Below are 15,170 nucleotides of genomic sequence, written 5' to 3'. Positions count from 1 at the left end.
GACGCCACCAGGCAACAGCCCGACAAAGCCACTACCAACGACGGTCCGCCAACGAACCCACCGGGTAGATCACAAAACCGCACTGGAGTACTAGCACGAGGAGTTCGTATGTCATGGAGGAGGCGTACGGGTCGCGGGGCCCGTACGGGTTGCAGAAACCGTACGACGGACCCGTGCCGAGCCGGATGAGGGCGAGGGCGGGGCGACTCGGAGGATGAGGGGGGTCACTTCGCCATGGTCACTGCGGGCGACGGCATCGGGGACGACGCGGCGGGGCTCCTGCTTGCCGTGTACCAGGAGCTGCGCCGACGGGGCGTCTCGGACTTCGAGGAGGTCCGCAGACAGCTCGGGCTCGCGCCGGAGGATTACGAGCGCTGCCGCAGCGAGCTCCTCGCCCTGGGGCTGATCGTGCCCACCGGGCAGGTGCACGCCACCGTCGCGGCGGTTCAGGACGGGAGTTGGCGGTCCGAGGCGGACTCGGTGGCGGCGATCGATCCGGAGATCGCGCTCCTGCGGCTCTTGGAGCGGGAGCGGGAGCGGCTGCGGGAGCACCTGGCCGAGGCGGACCGGGCGTACGGCACCCTGGAGGTCCTGGCGGGCTCGTACCTCCGGGCCGAGGCGCTGACCAGGGCGGAGGCGCACGTGGAGGCGCTGACCGACTACCGCAGGATCCAGCAGGCCATCGAGGACATCACGGACGTGATGCAGGAGAGTTCGGCGGCGATGCACCCGGGGAGGCCGGGACGGCAGGTTCCGGAGCTGATGCTCGACCGGGACCGGCGGCAGCTCGCGAACGGGGTGCGGGTGCGCGCCGTCTACGGCCGGCAGGAGGCCGCGGACCCGGAGATGGAGGAGTTCCTGGGGCGGCGGGCGGAGCTGGGGGTGGAGATCCGGCTCGCCCCGGTGGTGCCGATGAACATGATCATCGCGGACCAGCAGTTCGCCCTGGTGCCGATCCGGCCGGAGGAACCGGGCGAGGGCGCGATCCTGGCGCGGGGCAGTGCACTGGTGCGGCCGTATCTGAGCCTGTACGAGCACTGTTGGCACACGGCGACCCCGTACGGGAACGAGGCGGCGGCGGAGGCGGGGGGCGACGGGCTTTCGGAGCAGCAGCGGGCGGCGCTGCAGATGTTGGCCTCGGGAATGAAGGACGAGCGGATCGCACGCGCACTGGGGGTGTCGCTGCGGACGGTCAGTCGGATGATTTCGGAGCTGATGCAGGAGCTGGGGGCGACGAGCCGTTTCGAGGCGGGTGCGCGGGCGGTGCGGCTCGGCTGGTTGGATTGATCCGCCGCGGAATTGCCGGGGCCCCGCAATCGTGGCAGCGATTGCGGGGCCCGGTCGTCGAGCAATTCCGGAATTCCCGGGGAACGACCCGGTGCGTGCGATCAGTTGGTGGGGCTGGGGGTCGGGTCCGTCGGGGGGACCGGCCAGCCGTTGTCGTCCGCGACGCCGGCGATGGTGTGGGGGACGACCGGGTCGCTGCCGGGGGACACGGCGAAGGCGGCGCCGGCCGCGACGGCCGTGCAGGCGACCATGGCGACGATGAACTGACGGGCGGCCTTCCGGATTCCGACGCTCTGTCGAGTGGTCATGATTCCTCCAGGAGTTGGTGGGTGAATTCCGTCTTCCGGGGCCCGTGCCGCCGGGTGTTCCCTGAAGACGTCTCCATTCTGTCCCGGCCTCCTATTCGGATCCAGGGATCGTCTCTGCGTGGATCTGCCATGGCGTGGATGCGTCAATACGCCTTCGCCGCAACGGAATTGCCGCATCCGGGGCCCGTCATATCTTTGGTTGAACCAAAAGAGGTGTTAGACTCGTGCTACGGCCTTCTCGTTCCTCCAGGAGAGGGGGGCCGTCGGGGCAGGGGCGTGCCGCCGCCCCTGCCCACCTTCCTGCGCGAGCGCCCCCCGGTACACCTCGACGGTCCGACCGGCCGAGGCCCGCCAACTCATCCGCCGGGCGTGGCGCACCGCCGCCTCCCCCATCGCCGCCACCACCTCCGGACGCCCCGCCAGCCCGCGCAGCCGTCGTGCGTACTCCACCGGGTCGTGCCCCCGCACCAGCATTCCCGTCACGCCGTCCCGCACCGCCGTCGGCAGCCCGCCCACCGCAGCCGCCAACACCGGCGTCCCGCACGCCTGCGCCTCCACCGCCACCAGGCCGAAGGATTCGCTGCGCGAGGGCACCACCAGCACGTCCGCGGCCCGGTACCAGTCCGCGAGCCGCTCCTGCGGCACCGGCGGGGAGGGCAGCAGCACCTCGGCCACCCCCAGCTCCTCGGCGAGCCGTCGGGCCGAGCCCTCCGCGGAGGCACCCGAATGCCCGCCGATCACCGGGACCAGGAGTCGGCGCCGCAACCCCGGCTCCTCCCGCAGGAGTTCGGCCACCGCGCGGACCAGCACGTCCGGGCCCTTCAGGGGCTGGATGCGGCCTGCGTACAGCGGCACGAACGCACCGGCCGGAAGTCCGAGCCGGGCGCGGGCCGCCGCCCGCCCGTCCCCCGGGTGGAAGGTGCGGAGGTCGACCCCCGGCCGCACCACCTCGGTCCGCGCCTCCTCGGCCCCGTACAGGACGCGCAGGGCCTCCGCCTCGTCCGCCGTGTTGGCGATCAACCGGTCCGCACTGGCGACCACCTGGTGCTCCCCGCGGACCCGGAGCTCGGGCTCGGGGGCGTCGCCCTCGGCCAGCGAGGCGTTCTTCACCCGGGCCAGGGTGTGCGCGGTGTGCACGAGCGGCATCCGCCAGCCGACGGCCGCGATCCGACCCGCCTGCCCGGACAGCCAGTAGTGCGAGTGGACCAGGTCGTAGCGCCGTTCCTCCTTGAGCAGCGCCAGCGAGAACGGCACCACCAGGTCGGGCATCGCCTCCTTGGGCAGCGGTCTGCGCGGCCCGGCGTGCAGATGGCGGACCCGCACCCCCGGGGCGAGCTCGACGAGGGGCGGCGCCCCCTCGCCCCGGCAGCGGGTGAACAGGTCGACCTCGACGCCCTGTTCGGCGAGGGCGCGGGAGAGCTCGACCATGTAGACGTTCATGCCTCCGGCGTCCCCCGTCCCGGGCTGGTGGAGCGGGGAGGTGTGGACGCTGAGCATGGCGACGCGCAGGGACACGTGGGGCTCCTGGGGTGTGGGGCCGCGCGTCCCTGCGCGGGGCTCGCGCGCACGGTCACGCGGCAGGGGGAGGGGAGGGGTGCGGTGTTGGCCGGTGGGTTCGAGGAGGTACTGAAGTACTTAGTTGCTTAGTAGTAGAGGAGGTCAGAAACCGAAGACCGGGCCCGACGGCGGCGCCAGCCGGGTTCCCGGCAGCGGGCCGGTCAGGGCCTGCCAGTCCACCGGACGCCCGGGTGCCACCCGGAGCGCCGCGGCGAGCCGGTCGGCGCCCTCCGGCATCACCGGCCGCGACCACGCCGACAGTGCCGAAGCCACCGCCAGTTGGGTCGCCAGCGCCGGGAGGTGGCGACAGGAGGTGCTGGGCCGGCACCGTTCGTGGGCGTTGACGTGGCCGAAGTCGGCCGTCGAGCGGACCATTTCGTCCAGGACGGCGACCGCCCGGCGCGGGTCGAAGGCGTCCGGGCCGTACGCCTCGCGCAGGTCGTCCACGCCCCGGTGGAGCCGCCGCTCCAGGACCTCCCAACCGGTGCCGCCGGGCAGCGCCTGCGGGGCGAGCCCGCCGCACTCCTCGCGCACGGCCGAGAAGAGCCGGGACAGCCAGCCGTTCCAGTTCTCGTCCAGTTCGTGCCGGGCGGCGCCGAGCCGCTCCCGCTGGAAGACCGTGCGGCGGCCGAGCGGACGGGACTGGAGGACGTGGCGGCGCAGGGTGTCGGAGCCGTACTCGGTGAGCAGGTCGAGCGCCCAGACGTTGCCCTCCTGGACGCCCTCCTCGATGACGTACGACTCGTTGACGTTGAAGTCCTGCGGCAGCTTGACGTCCTGGGCCAGCAGCAGCACCGGCAGCAGCACGGCGTGGCAGAAGGCGTGTCCGAAGCCGCAGAAGTGGATGGCGCGGCGGGGCAGCGGGCCCGTGGGGTCGTGGCCGAACAGGTGCATCGCGGCGGCCTCGAAGCACCCGTCGATCCGGTGCTCGGGGAAGCCCTCGACGGGAACCGGGAGTCCCCACTCGGCGGGCTGGCCGACCGCGATGTCCGGGAGCCCGTCCTCCACCAGCGACTCGCACAGCGCGGCGAGCCGGGGCGGCAGGCCCGCCGTCGCCCAGTAGTCGGCGAGCACGTCCCGGAACGGCTCCAGCGGGACGTAGAGCCGGCGGCAGCGGCGGGCGACCGCCGGGGCGTCGCAGAGCGCGCAGCGCGCCGAGATCAGGTCGCCGCCGTCGTTGGGGCGGGCGCACTCGTGGCACATGCCGCCGTCGCTGACCGCACCGCAGTGCGGGCAGGTCCCGGTGGCGTGTGCCCCGTGCAGCCAGCGGTCACACGGCTCGCAGTACGGGAGCAGCCGGGTCCGGGGGGCGATGACGCCCTGGGCGTAGAGCTTCGCGAAGAGGTCCTGCACCCAGCGCCCGTAGCCCTCGTCGCGGCGCGGGCTCACGATGCGGTCGAACTGCACCCCCGAGCGCAGCCAGTCGGCGGTGATCGCGGCGCGGTAGCCCTCCGCGACCTCCTCGGGCTTGCGGTGGTGCCGCAGCGCCCGGACCTCGACGGAGCTGGCGTGGTCGGCGGTGCCGGTGGTGAAGCGGACCGCTTCGCCCTCGGCGCGCAGGTAGCGGGTGAGGACGTCGGCGGCGACGTACGGCCCGGCGAGGTGGCCGATGTGCAGTTCGCCGTGGGTGGCGGGAGGGGTCGCGGTGATCCAGACAGGGGTGCTCATGTGGGACCTCCTTGACGCTGTGGTGCGGTGGGCTTCAGCGGTCGCGGTCGGCGGTGTGCGGTCGGTCGGGGGGCGATGTGCGGCTGGTCGGGGGGCCATGCGCGGTCGGTGCGGCCGGTGCACGGTCGGGGGGCGGTGGGGGGCGGTGGGGGCGGCAGGGCGGACGGGCGGCTCAGCGGGGCTCGAAGTGGAAGGACCGGATGAAGCAGTCGCGCGGCTGCTCGACGGCGTAGACGATGCACTCGAAGAGGGCCTGGGTGGTGAGCTTCTCGTCGGGCGCGATGCCGTCCGGGTTCGACCCGTCCCATTCCGCGAAGCGCGGGTCCGAGGTCGAGAAGTCCGGGGGGAAGAGGGAGAAGACCCGGACCCCGGAGGGCCGCAGCCTGCGCGAGAGGATGTCGGCGAAGCCGGCCTGGGCGCTCTTCGCCGCCCAGAAGGCCTCGTGGGCGGCGCCGGCGGTCGCGGCGGAGGCGCCCTCGGCGTCCCGGACGGCGACCATGTTGACGATGTCGGGCCGCAGCGATCCCCGCAGCAGCGGCAGGAAGTGCTTCACCATGAGGACCGTGCCGCCGGCCGTCGACTCGATCGTCTCGACGATCTCGGCGTCGCTGGCCGCCTCCAGGTCCATGCCGTCGAGCCAACGGGCCCCGTTGTTGACCAACAGGTCGACACGGTCGGTGTGTTCGCCGACCCGGGCCGCGAACTCCCGGATCTCGGCGGGTCGGCTGAGGTCGCAGCCGAAGGCGTGGATGCGGTCGCGGGCCGAGCCCATCACCTCGGCGCGGGTGCGCTCGGCGGCCTCGACGGTCCGCGCCGACACGTAGACCTCGGCACCGAGATGGGCGAATCCGACGGCGAGCGCACGGCCGAAGTAGCGGGACGCTCCGGTCACGACGACACGCAGGTTCTCGAATTTCATGTGTGTCTGCTCTCCCCACGGATACCGATGGCCGGGCCAGTTCAGCGTGGTTTCAGCCTGGCAGAGGAAAGCGGCGACGAGCCCGGCGAGAGGGGTGCGCGTTCACGCCGTTGCGTGGATGCGCCAGGGCAGTTCGAGGGTTTCGAGGACCTCGGCGCGCTTGTGGTGGACCCGGATGCGGTCGGGTGCCGCGGAGACGGTGACGGTGCCGTCCGGGGTGCGCACGGCACCCTGCACGGCGGGCACCACGGTCCCGTCGAGGGCCCCGGCGGCGGCGAGGGCGGCGGCCCCGGTGAGGGCGAGCCGGGGGTGCCAGCCGTCGACGGTGAGCGCGCGGACGGCGAGGCCGTCGGCGGTCTCGGTGAAGGCGGCGATCTTGGGCAGGGCGGAGCCGGGCGGGTGGCCGAGTCGGCGGGCCGCTTCGGCACGGAGCGCGAGGAGCCGGGCCCGGAGGTCCGTGCCGGGCAGCCGGCGGGCGTCGACGAAGACGTACGGATTGCCGTACCGCACGAGGGAGACGGGCACGCCGTGGAGCACGTCGACGGGGCGGCCGGTGGGGAGGGTGCCGGGCGCGGTGGGCGGCCTGAGGAAGCTGAGGGTGTACGCGACGCCGGGCGGGACGCCGCTCGCGCTGCCGGACGGGTCCTGGTGCTGGTCCTGGTGCTGGTGCTGGTCCTGGTGCTGGTCCTGGTGCTGCGGCTCGCAGAGCACGGTGTCGCCGGTCGTCACGGTGCGGACGGTGACGGGGCCGGGGCGCCCGTCGGCGACGACGCAGGCGAGGAGGGAGTGCCCGCAGCCGGCCCGGAAGTCGAAGGAGCCGTCGGGGAGGGCCTGGACGAAGCGGTAGGAGAGCCGGGCGGGGGCGTCCGGGGTGCGGGGGGACGGGGGACCGTAGAGGGCGATCTTGTTGAGGGCGGCGTACCGGGTCGTGGCGAGGGTGCGCCGCAGGTGCAGGAGTTCGTGCCGCAGGGCGAGTGCCCCCGGGGGAAGTCGGTCGAGGCGGACGACGAGGGTGGGGCCGGGTGCGTCGTGGGCGCGGACGACGGTGACGGGCACCGTGTCGACCGGCCGCCCCTCCGCGGCGGGACGGGGTGCGGCACCGCCCGGGCGGACGGCTCCCGGTGCGGGTCCGGGGCGGTGCCGGGGCGGGGGTTCAGGCCGCACAGCCCACCGGGATCCGCATGCCCTGGACGACCTCCGTCCACAGTTCGTGGACGGCCAGGGACCAGAGGGTCAGGGCGGCTTGGGGCGTGGGACGGTCCAGGTGGCGGGCCAGGAGCTTGGCCACCCGGTCCGCGCGGACCTTGCCGCCGAGGACGAGTCGCGCCGGCGACAGCAGGTCGCGCACCAGGTCGAGGAGCGGGCCGCCGGGCGCCAGCATGGCCGCGACGGGGAGGGTGAAGGGCTGCTTCGGGCGCCGCAGGACGGACCCGGGCAGCAGGTCGACACCCGCCTCGTAGAGCGCCCGTTTGCCCGTCCGGGCCTGTGCCGGCAGGGACCGGGCGTGGCTGACGACGGAAGGTTGGCAGAACGGCAGCCGCGCCTCGACGGCCCAGGCCATGGAGAGGTGGTCGAGGCGGCGCAGGTGGTAGGCGGGGAGGCGCCAGCGGGTCTCGAAGGCGGTCATCGCGGTGATCCGGTCCGCGCCGACGGCCTCCGCGGAGCGGAGTTCCTGCTCGATCCGGTCGGCGGCGGACCCCCGGTCGGCGATGTGGGCGCGGTAGTTGGCGGTGTAGAGGTGTTCGCGGAGCAGGCGCGGGGCCGCCGCGAGGGCGTCCGCGTAGGCGCCGGCCCAGTCGCTGCCGGCCGGCGCCGCGAGGGCGGCGCGCATCCGGTCGTACCCGCCGAAGAGCTCGTCGGCCCCGTCGCCGGCGAGGGCGACGGTGAAGCCGCTCTCGCGGACGGCGCGGAAGAGGGCGTAGGTGGAGACGGTGATGGGGTCGGCGTTGGGCTGGCCGAGGTGGCGGACGGTCCGGGTGAGGAGCGAGCCGAGTTCGTCGGGGTCGACGGCGACCTCGTGGTGGACGGTCCGGGCGCGGCGGGCGACGGCGCGGGCGTGTGCGGACTCGGAGTCGGGCCACCGGCCCCGGTAGGTGAGGTGGAAGGTGTGCAGCGGCGGTGCGTCGGTCTCGCGGGCGTGTTCGGCGGCGAGGGCGGTGACGAGTCCGGAGTCGAGGCCGCCGCTGGTGACGGCGCAGACGGGCACCTCGGCCCGGGCGAGCCGGCGCACCTCGTGCCGCAGCACGTCCTGGGTGTCGCCCGCGGGCGTCGCGCGGTGCGGGCCGCGGCGGCGGACGACGGGTGCGGCGCCGGGGCGCACGAGGGCGGTGGCGCCGGGCGGGAGCACGTCGATGCCGTCGAGCGCGGTGTGGGTGGAGAAGGAGGTGCGGGTGGCGAGGAGGGTGTCGAGGGCGTCCTCGCGGGGGGAGATCCGGACGCCCTCGAAGGCGAGCAGGGCGGGGATCTCGGAGGCGAAGCGGGTGGAGCCGTCGTACGGGTCGTGGTGCAGGTGGAGCGGTTTCATGCCCATGTCGTCGACGGCGAGGACGAGTCGGGTGCTGCCGGGGCGCAGGTCGAGGACCGCGACGGCGAACATGCCGTCGAGGTGTTCGGCGAAGGCGGGCCCGTGCTCGGCGTAGAGCGCGGGGAGCAGGGTGCCGTCGCAGCGGTCGGGGAAGCGGTGGCCGCGGGCCGCGAGGGCGCGGCGGAGCTCGGCGTGGTTGTAGATCTCGCCGTTGAGCACGGCGAGGATCCCGGGCAGGTGGGGCAGCCGGTAGGGCTGTTGGCCGCCGCAGGGGTCGGTCACCGCGAGCCGGTCGCAGCCGAGCGACCAGCCGGGCCCGCTGAGCACCCGGTGCTCGTCGGGGCCGCCGTGGCGCTGGCGGGCGGAGACCGCCGCGAGTTGGGCCGGCTCGGGGCGGTCCGCCCCGGCGGCGAAGGAGCCGAGGATCCTGCACATGCCGGTCACCCTCCAAGTACGTCACTTCACCTGAAACTCCCAATGTTTTGAAGCTACCAAGTTTTTGAATGGCGCGTAAGTGCCATGTCCTGTTCACGCCATGGCTTGGCCTTGCGACGCCCCCCGGCCCCCAACAGGCTTGCCCCATGGAGGACTTCAACCGGACGGCCCCCGAGTCCCTGCTGGTGGTGGCCGCACACCCGGACGACATCGAGTTCTGCGTCAGCGGCACCGTCATGCAGTGGGTCGCGCGCGGCACCCGCGTCACGTACTGCATCGTCACGGACGGCGGCGCCGGCGGTTACGACGAGGCGCTCCCCCGCCAGGCCATGGCGGACCTGCGCCGTGCCGAGCAGGTCCACTCCGCCAAGCTCAGCGGCGTCGCCGACGTGCGCTTCCTGGGGTACCCGGACAGCTTCGTGGAGCCCAGCGTGGAGCTCCGCCGCGACCTGTGCCGGGTCATCCGCGAGGTGCGGCCCCAGCGGGCCGTCATCCCCTCCCCCGAGATCAACTGGGCCCGCGTCGCCGACCTCCACCCCGACCACCGGGCCGTCGGGGACGCCTGTCTGCGCGCGGTCTACCCCGAGGCCCGCAACCCCTTCGCCCACCCGGAGCTCCTCGGGGACGAGGGCCTGGAGCCCTGGACCGTCCACGAGCTGTGGCTGATGACCGGCCCCACCCCGAACCAGTACGTGGACGTCACCCCCGTCTTCGACCGCAAGGTGGAGGCCCTGCGCATCCACACCTCGCAGACCGCCCACTTCGACGACCTGGCCGGCCTGTTGCGCACCTGGCTCGGCGAGCACGCGGTGGCCGGGGGGCTGCCCCCGGGGCGGATGGCGGAGGCGTTCCAGATCGTGCACATCGACTGATCCGCCCGACTGCCCCTCCCACCGGACCGCCCCCGCGGACCGTCACCCGGACCGCCCACACGGACCGATCGACGATCCGCGACGGCCCCCGCCGACCGGCGGGGGCCTCGCATCGAGTACGACCGCCCGGACACGGCCGGGGCACACCCGTACGCCTACTCTGGGGCCCCCGGGGTCGCCCCGGGTGGCCACAGCACGGCGACGGGAAGGAGCGAGCGCACTCATGGGTCTACTCCTGGGATGCGTCCTGTTGTTGGGCACGTGCGTGCTCTTCTCGATGCTCTTCTGGCTCGCCCGGAAGGCGGTCCGGCGCCTGCGGCTGCGCGGGCGCGGCGTGCGCGTGGAGGGAGAGTGCCTCGGGCACGTCATCGGGCGGGACACGGCCGGCGTCGTCGTGACGTACCCGGGTCCCGACGGCAAGCGCCTTCGGGCCACCTTGGACGGTTGGGAGGGCGTGTTGCCACCGGCCGGCGGCCCGGTTCCCCTCGTCTATCTTCCGGAGAGTCCCCGGATCGCAGCGAAGTGGCCGGTCGAGTACGCGCGCCTTCGTGCGGCGGGGACGGCGGTCCTGGTGCTGTGCGTGGGTCTGGGTGGGCTCGAACTCCTCGTGAAAGGGGTGCGGTTCATCGTCCACGGGGTCGGCTAGGCGCATTGCCCGGTCGGGCCCGTGACTGCGACGGAACGTCCATGGCGCCGCCCAGGTCACGGCATCTGCGACGCCACCACGGCCAGGCTCCCGGAGTATGGGGGTCGGGCAGGGTGCGTGCCAGGAAGTCGGCGTCGGCCTCTTTGACGGCCGATGCGACTTCCCGGGCCGCACGTCTGTCGAGAGCGCCGGTCGCCCGCTCCGTCAGGAGGCGATCGTCCCAGATCTCGTAGCCGGGAAGGTGTGGTCTGGGCAGGTACAGGGGTCGTCCCGGACGACGCACGAAGCCCCGCCAGCAGTGGACGGCGTGTTCGAGTGCTCGGACCGGAAGACCTCGTTCGGCCTCGAACCGGGCGGCCTGGCGACGCGTGCGGGACGAAAACGGCGAGGACCGGCGTTCGTGGCCCTGAAGGTGGGACCGGCAGACGACATCCAGGCGTAGGGCAGCCGCCGTCTTGCGGGGCATGGTTCTTCTTTCGGAGTGGTGGTCTCCGCGAGCCACTCTCCTGCGCGGCCTTGCGGTGGTTCGCACCACGAGCCGGATGGTCGGCACGCCAGCACGGTGGTGGAGCCGACCACGACGCCCCCGTCGTCGGCAGACGGCGAACGGGACGCGCCCGGCGGTTGGGGGGCCGCCGGGCGCTCGGGACCGGTTCAGCAGGGGCCGAGGTCCTGCCAGACGCCCCACTCACCGGTGGTGCCGGGCTCCTCGGCCGTGGTCCACCACTTGGCCTTCCAGGTGTGACCCCGGTGCGAGACCTGCTGGCCGCCGGTGTAGATGGCGGAGGAGACCCAGGGCGGCGCGGTGCACTGGGTCGCGCCGCCGGTGACGGTCAGCGAGAAGACCGCCGAGTGCCCGGCGGAGGGGCCGGACCCGTAGACCACGATCGCGTGGGTGCCGGAGACCGTGGCGGCCGTGGTGTTCAGGGTCAGGGTGGCGGAGCCGCCGGCCGTCACCGAGGCGGGGCTGAAGGTGGCGGTGACCCCGGCGGGCAGGCCGCTGACCGAGAGGTCCACCGTCTGTGCGGTGCCCGCGGTGACCGCGGTCTTCACCGTGGTGCTGGTGGACGCGCCCGCGGTGACGGTGGCGGAGGCCGGGGTGGTGGTCACCGAGAAGTCGTCGGTCGGGGTGGTCGTGCCGCTGGTGAAGGGGGCGAAGATCCGGGAGAAGTCCCAGGTGTCCTGCTGGATGCCGGAGCAGTGGTCGGCCGCGGCACCGCCGGGGCAGCCGCCGTTGTCGCGCTGGAGCGCCCAGAAGGAGAGCGTGTTGATGCCCTTGCCGACGGCCCAGTCGTAGACCGTGCGGGCGTTGGCGAGGGTGAAGGTCTCGGCCGGGCCGAAGTCGTCGACGCCGATCATCTCGGTGATGCCGATCATGCCCCAGAGCTGGGCGGGCGTCTTGGTGGGGTAGAGCTTGGCGAGCTGGTCGTAGAGGCCCTGGGCGGCCGTCTTGGTGTCCGCGGCCATGTCGTGGGCGGCGTTGTCGTAGTAGTCGAAGGTCATCAGGTTGACGACGTCGACGCGCGCGCCGTTCGCCACGGCGTTCTTGAGCACCGCGAGCCCGCTGGCCGCGAGGCCGCGGGTGGTCGTGGGCAGGGTGTACGAGATCTGGATCTGACGGCCGTTGGCGGCGGCCCGGTCCTGGACCAGTTTGATGGCCTTGTTGCGGCGGGTGATGCCGGCGGAGTTGTCGAGGGAGTCGACCTCGATGTCCATGTCGAGCCGGGTGAGGTCGTAGGTCGTGATGACCTTCTCGTACACGGCGGCGATCTGGTTGACGTCGGTGCAGCTGTCGGCGATCTCGGTGCCGGTGGTGTCGGCCGTGTAGCCGCCGAAGGAGGGGATGACGTCGCCGCCGCGGGACTGGATGGTCGCGATGTCGGCGCCGAAGGAGGAGGGGGCGATCGGCAGCCCGACGTCACCGTTCCAATAGGCGGTGCACGAGCCCTTGGTGGCCGTCTGGAGGAACGCCATCGTCAGGTGCTTGGCGCCGGACTGGGCACTGAGGGCGGCCGGGCTCTCCCCGGTCCACGCCTCGAAGTACGGGGCGAAGACCCGGTCCGGGAGCGGGGTGGCCGCCTGGGCGGGGGCGGTGGTGACGACGGCCAGGCCGAGGGAGGCCACGGCGGTCACGGCGGCGGTGAGGACGGAGCGGAGCGACCTCATGCGTCTCATCATGGGCAGTCCAATGATCGTGGGGGAATCCGAGGGTGCGCCAACGCCGTTGTCGCGCACGGCTGTTGAGCCAAGGAAGCGCCACGCTCCGGGGCGCGTCAATGACTTGACCCAGACTTGGACTAGACCAATTTTTCTTTTCGATGCGTGGTGCACCCACCGACGGGGCGTACGTACTGCCGCGATGCCCGCACGCGGACGGATTGGTCCAAAGAGCCACCCGCGCGAAGAGTTCGGGGCGTCTTGACGCCCGAATTGGTCCAGTCCAACCTCATGGCCGATGACATGCACACTCCAGTCCTGACATCGGAGCTCCGCCATGCCCGAGAACAGACCCCCCGGCCGTACGCGGCGCAGCGCGGTCCTCGCCACGGCCGCCCTGCTGGTCGCCGGCGGCGGCGCCCTCGCCACCGTGCCCTCGAACGCCGCCGCAGACCCCGCCCAACTGCTGCTCAACCCCGGGTTCGAAACCGGCACCCTCAGCGACTGGAACTGCTCCGGCGGCTCCGTGGTCACCACGCCCGTCCACGGCGGGACCCATGCGCTCTCCGCCGCCACCACCGGCTCCGACACGGCCGAGTGCCGGCAGACCGTGACCGTGCGGCCGGACTCCACCTACACGCTCTCCGGCCACTTCCAAGGGACCTACACCTATCTGGGCGCGACCGGCACCGGCGTCAACGCGAGCACCTGGACCCCCTCCGCCCCGTCCTGGCAGCAGCTCTCGACCACCTTCACCACCGGCCCGAACACCACCTCCGTCACCGTCTTCACCCACGGCTGGTACGGACAGGGCACCTACCACGTCGACGACCTCAGCCTCACCGGACCGGACGGCGACCCCACCACTCCCCCGACGACCACGCCCCCCACCAGCGAACCCCCCACCACGCCACCGCCGACGACCCCGCCGCCCACCACGCCTCCCCCCACGACCCCGCCGCCGACCACGCCCCCCAACGGTCCGGACGGCGACGGCAAGGTCACCACCCCCACCGGGCTGACCGTCGGCAGGACGACCCCGAACGCCGTCGTCCTCAACTGGCAGAAGTCCACCGTCCCCTCGGGCAACGGCTTCCCCGCCTACAAGGTCTACGCGGCGGGGCAGTTGATGGCCACGTCGATGGGGCCCGCGGTCGCCGTCAGCTCCCTGCTCCCCGACACCACCTACACCTTCAGCGTGCAGGGCTACAGCGGATCACACGCCTCCGCCCAGTCCTCGACGGTCACCGTCACCACTCCCCCGGCACCCGCCGCACCGGCCACCGGCTCCCTCGCCTCGGCCTACTTCGACCAGTGGGGGATCTACGAGAACGCGTACTTCCCCCGGCACGTGGCGAAGAGCGGGGCCGCGGCCAAGCTCGACGTCATCCAGTACGCCTTCGAGAACATCCACCCCACCGACCACACCTGCTTCGAGGCGATCAAGGCCTCCGACGCGGGCAACGAGGACAACCCCAACGCCGGTGACGGAGCCGGCGACGCCTACGCCGACTACCAGGCCGAGTACTCCGCCGGCGACAGCGTCGACGGCACCGCCGACGTCTACGAGCAGCCCCTCAAGGGCAACTTCAACCAGCTGCGCCAGCTGAAGGCCGCCCACCCGAACCTCCGCCTCACCGTCTCGATCGGCGGCTGGACGTACTCCAAGTACTTCTCCGACGCGGCGGCCACCGACGCCTCCCGCAAGGCCCTGGTCTCCTCCTGCGTGCGGATGTTCCTCAAGGGCAACCTGCCGAAGAACGTCCAGGGCGACCCGTCCGGCGGAGCCGCCTCGGCCGCGGGCCTGTTCGACGGCATCGACATCGACTGGGAGTACCCGGGCTCGAACGGGGGCCACGTCGGCAACCACACCTCGCCCGCCGACAAGCAGAACTTCACCCTGCTCCTCAAGGAGTTCCGCACCCAGCTCGACGCGTACGGCGCGACCCTCGGCAAGCGGTTCCTGCTCACCGCGGCCCTGCCCAGCGGCCAGGACAAGATCGCCCACCTGGAGACCGACAAGATCGGCGCCTACCTCGACTACGCCGACGTCATGACCTACGACATGCACGGCGCCTGGGACGCGACCGGACCCACCAACCACCAGGACCCGCTGCACGACAGCCCGTCCGACCCCACCACCCCGATCACCCCGGGGACGGCCAGGTACAACGTCGACACCGCCCTCACCGCCTACACCACCGGACTGCCCGAGTACGGCATCCCGGGCGGCTTCCCCGCCGACAAGATCGTGCTCGGCGTCCCGTTCTACTGGCGCGGCTGGACCGGCGTCCCCGCCGGCGACGACCACGGCCTCTACCAGTCCGCCAAGGGCCCGACCCCCGCGAAGCCGCTGAGCCAGGAATCCGGACTCGCCTCCTGGAAGGAGCTCAACCCCACCGCGGCCACCACCCATTGGGACCCGGTGACGGAGAGCTCCTGGATCTACGACGGCACCAACTTCTGGACCGGCGACACCCCGCAGGCGCTCCGGGCGCGGGGCGACTACGTCCGGGCCAAGGGGCTCGCCGGGATGTTCGCCTTCGCCCTGGAGAACGACGACGCCGCGGGCACCCTGGTCAACGCCATGGTCGACGGCCTCACCGCACCCGGCGGAGCCGGATAGCCGCCCTGTCCCGCCCCGCCCGGAACGGACCGTGACGCGCCCCGCCCGGACCGGACACCGGGCGGGGCGCGGCCCCCGGGGGGCCCCCCCCCCCCCCCCGCGCCGCCCCCCCCCCCCCCCCCCCCCCCCCCCGGAAAACCACCCCCGCGCCCCGCCGCCGGGGCCGCGGCA

11 protein-coding genes are annotated in these 15,170 nt (G+C 73.0%); 4 read left to right on the top strand and 7 right to left on the bottom strand.

Going from position 1 to position 15,170, the window contains the following annotated elements; genetic code table 11:
- Positions 1-234 precede the first annotated feature (234 nt).
- Positions 235-1,287 carry a LuxR C-terminal-related transcriptional regulator gene (locus ACFW22_RS34510; protein ID WP_386412423.1) on the top strand — a complete coding sequence of 351 codons (1,053 nt, stop codon included), beginning with the start codon at positions 235-237 and terminating at the stop codon, positions 1,285-1,287.
- Positions 1,288-1,388: 101 nt separating this feature from the next.
- Here ACFW22_RS34510 and ACFW22_RS34505 read toward each other — a convergent pair whose 3' ends face one another.
- The 6 genes from ACFW22_RS34505 to asnB form a co-directional block, all read right to left on the bottom strand.
- On the bottom strand, positions 1,389-1,595 hold the full coding sequence (locus ACFW22_RS34505; RefSeq protein ID WP_386412421.1) for a hypothetical protein: 207 nt from the start codon (positions 1,593-1,595) through the stop codon (positions 1,389-1,391).
- Positions 1,596-1,811: 216 nt separating this feature from the next.
- Positions 1,812-3,176 (bottom strand): D-inositol-3-phosphate glycosyltransferase, encoded by a 1,365-nt coding sequence (mshA, locus tag ACFW22_RS34500; RefSeq protein ID WP_386412425.1) that lies wholly within the window; start codon positions 3,174-3,176, stop codon positions 1,812-1,814.
- A 78-nt stretch (positions 3,177-3,254) separates the two neighbouring features.
- Positions 3,255-4,820: a class I tRNA ligase family protein gene (locus tag ACFW22_RS34495; RefSeq protein ID WP_386412419.1), complete on the bottom strand. Its 1,566-nt coding sequence runs from the start codon at positions 4,818-4,820 to the stop codon at positions 3,255-3,257.
- A 172-nt stretch (positions 4,821-4,992) separates the two neighbouring features.
- Positions 4,993-5,739 carry an SDR family oxidoreductase gene (locus ACFW22_RS34490; protein ID WP_384873510.1) on the bottom strand — a complete coding sequence of 249 codons (747 nt, stop codon included), beginning with the start codon at positions 5,737-5,739 and terminating at the stop codon, positions 4,993-4,995.
- A 102-nt stretch (positions 5,740-5,841) separates the two neighbouring features.
- Entirely contained in the window at positions 5,842-6,795 is a 954-nt protein-coding gene (locus ACFW22_RS34485; RefSeq protein WP_386412417.1) for a PrpF domain-containing protein, read from the bottom strand.
- Positions 6,796-6,892: 97 nt separating this feature from the next.
- Positions 6,893-8,698, bottom strand: a complete 1,806-nt coding sequence (asnB, locus tag ACFW22_RS34480) for an asparagine synthase (glutamine-hydrolyzing) (protein ID WP_386412414.1) — start codon at positions 8,696-8,698, stop codon at positions 6,893-6,895.
- Between the two features lie 146 nt (positions 8,699-8,844).
- On the opposite strand from asnB, the gene ACFW22_RS34475 reads away from it, so the two are divergent.
- Both ACFW22_RS34475 and ACFW22_RS34470 read left to right on the top strand, forming a co-directional pair.
- Complete coding sequence (locus ACFW22_RS34475; protein ID WP_384873519.1) at positions 8,845-9,570, top strand: PIG-L deacetylase family protein; 726 nt, start codon at positions 8,845-8,847, stop codon at positions 9,568-9,570.
- Positions 9,571-9,793: 223 nt separating this feature from the next.
- Positions 9,794-10,216 (top strand): hypothetical protein, encoded by a 423-nt coding sequence (locus ACFW22_RS34470; RefSeq protein ID WP_386412411.1) that lies wholly within the window; start codon positions 9,794-9,796, stop codon positions 10,214-10,216.
- Positions 10,217-10,870: 654 nt separating this feature from the next.
- On the opposite strand, the gene ACFW22_RS34465 is transcribed toward ACFW22_RS34470, so the two are convergent.
- Entirely contained in the window at positions 10,871-12,391 is a 1,521-nt protein-coding gene (locus ACFW22_RS34465) for a chitinase (protein WP_386412408.1), read from the bottom strand.
- A gap of 319 nt (positions 12,392-12,710) precedes the next feature.
- On the opposite strand from ACFW22_RS34465, the gene ACFW22_RS34460 reads away from it, so the two are divergent.
- Complete coding sequence (locus ACFW22_RS34460) at positions 12,711-14,999, top strand: glycosyl hydrolase family 18 protein (RefSeq protein ID WP_386412405.1); 2,289 nt, start codon at positions 12,711-12,713, stop codon at positions 14,997-14,999.
- Positions 15,000-15,170: the final 171 nt, after the last annotated feature.

It is taken from the genome of Streptomyces sp. NPDC058872 (genome assembly GCF_042743065.1).
Classification (GTDB): domain Bacteria; phylum Actinomycetota; class Actinomycetes; order Streptomycetales; family Streptomycetaceae; genus Streptomyces.
This window is presented reverse-complemented; position numbering and strand designations above follow the sequence as displayed.

Excerpts from the sequence above, each read along its gene's own strand:
- ACFW22_RS34510 (WP_386412423.1), top strand. The coding sequence starts at position 235 with ATGGTCACTGCGGGCGACGGCATCGGGGACGACGCGGCGGGGCTCCTG.
- ACFW22_RS34505 (WP_386412421.1), bottom strand. The coding sequence starts at position 1,595 with ATGACCACTCGACAGAGCGTCGGAATCCGGAAGGCCGCCCGTCAGTTC.
- ACFW22_RS34495 (WP_386412419.1), bottom strand. The coding sequence starts at position 4,820 with ATGAGCACCCCTGTCTGGATCACCGCGACCCCTCCCGCCACCCACGGC.
- ACFW22_RS34490 (WP_384873510.1), bottom strand. The coding sequence starts at position 5,739 with ATGAAATTCGAGAACCTGCGTGTCGTCGTGACCGGAGCGTCCCGCTAC.
- asnB (WP_386412414.1), bottom strand. The coding sequence starts at position 8,698 with ATGTGCAGGATCCTCGGCTCCTTCGCCGCCGGGGCGGACCGCCCCGAG.
- ACFW22_RS34475 (WP_384873519.1), top strand. The coding sequence starts at position 8,845 with ATGGAGGACTTCAACCGGACGGCCCCCGAGTCCCTGCTGGTGGTGGCC.
- ACFW22_RS34470 (WP_386412411.1), top strand. The coding sequence starts at position 9,794 with ATGGGTCTACTCCTGGGATGCGTCCTGTTGTTGGGCACGTGCGTGCTC.
- ACFW22_RS34465 (WP_386412408.1), bottom strand. The coding sequence starts at position 12,391 with ATGAGACGCATGAGGTCGCTCCGCTCCGTCCTCACCGCCGCCGTGACC.
- ACFW22_RS34460 (WP_386412405.1), top strand. The coding sequence starts at position 12,711 with ATGCCCGAGAACAGACCCCCCGGCCGTACGCGGCGCAGCGCGGTCCTC.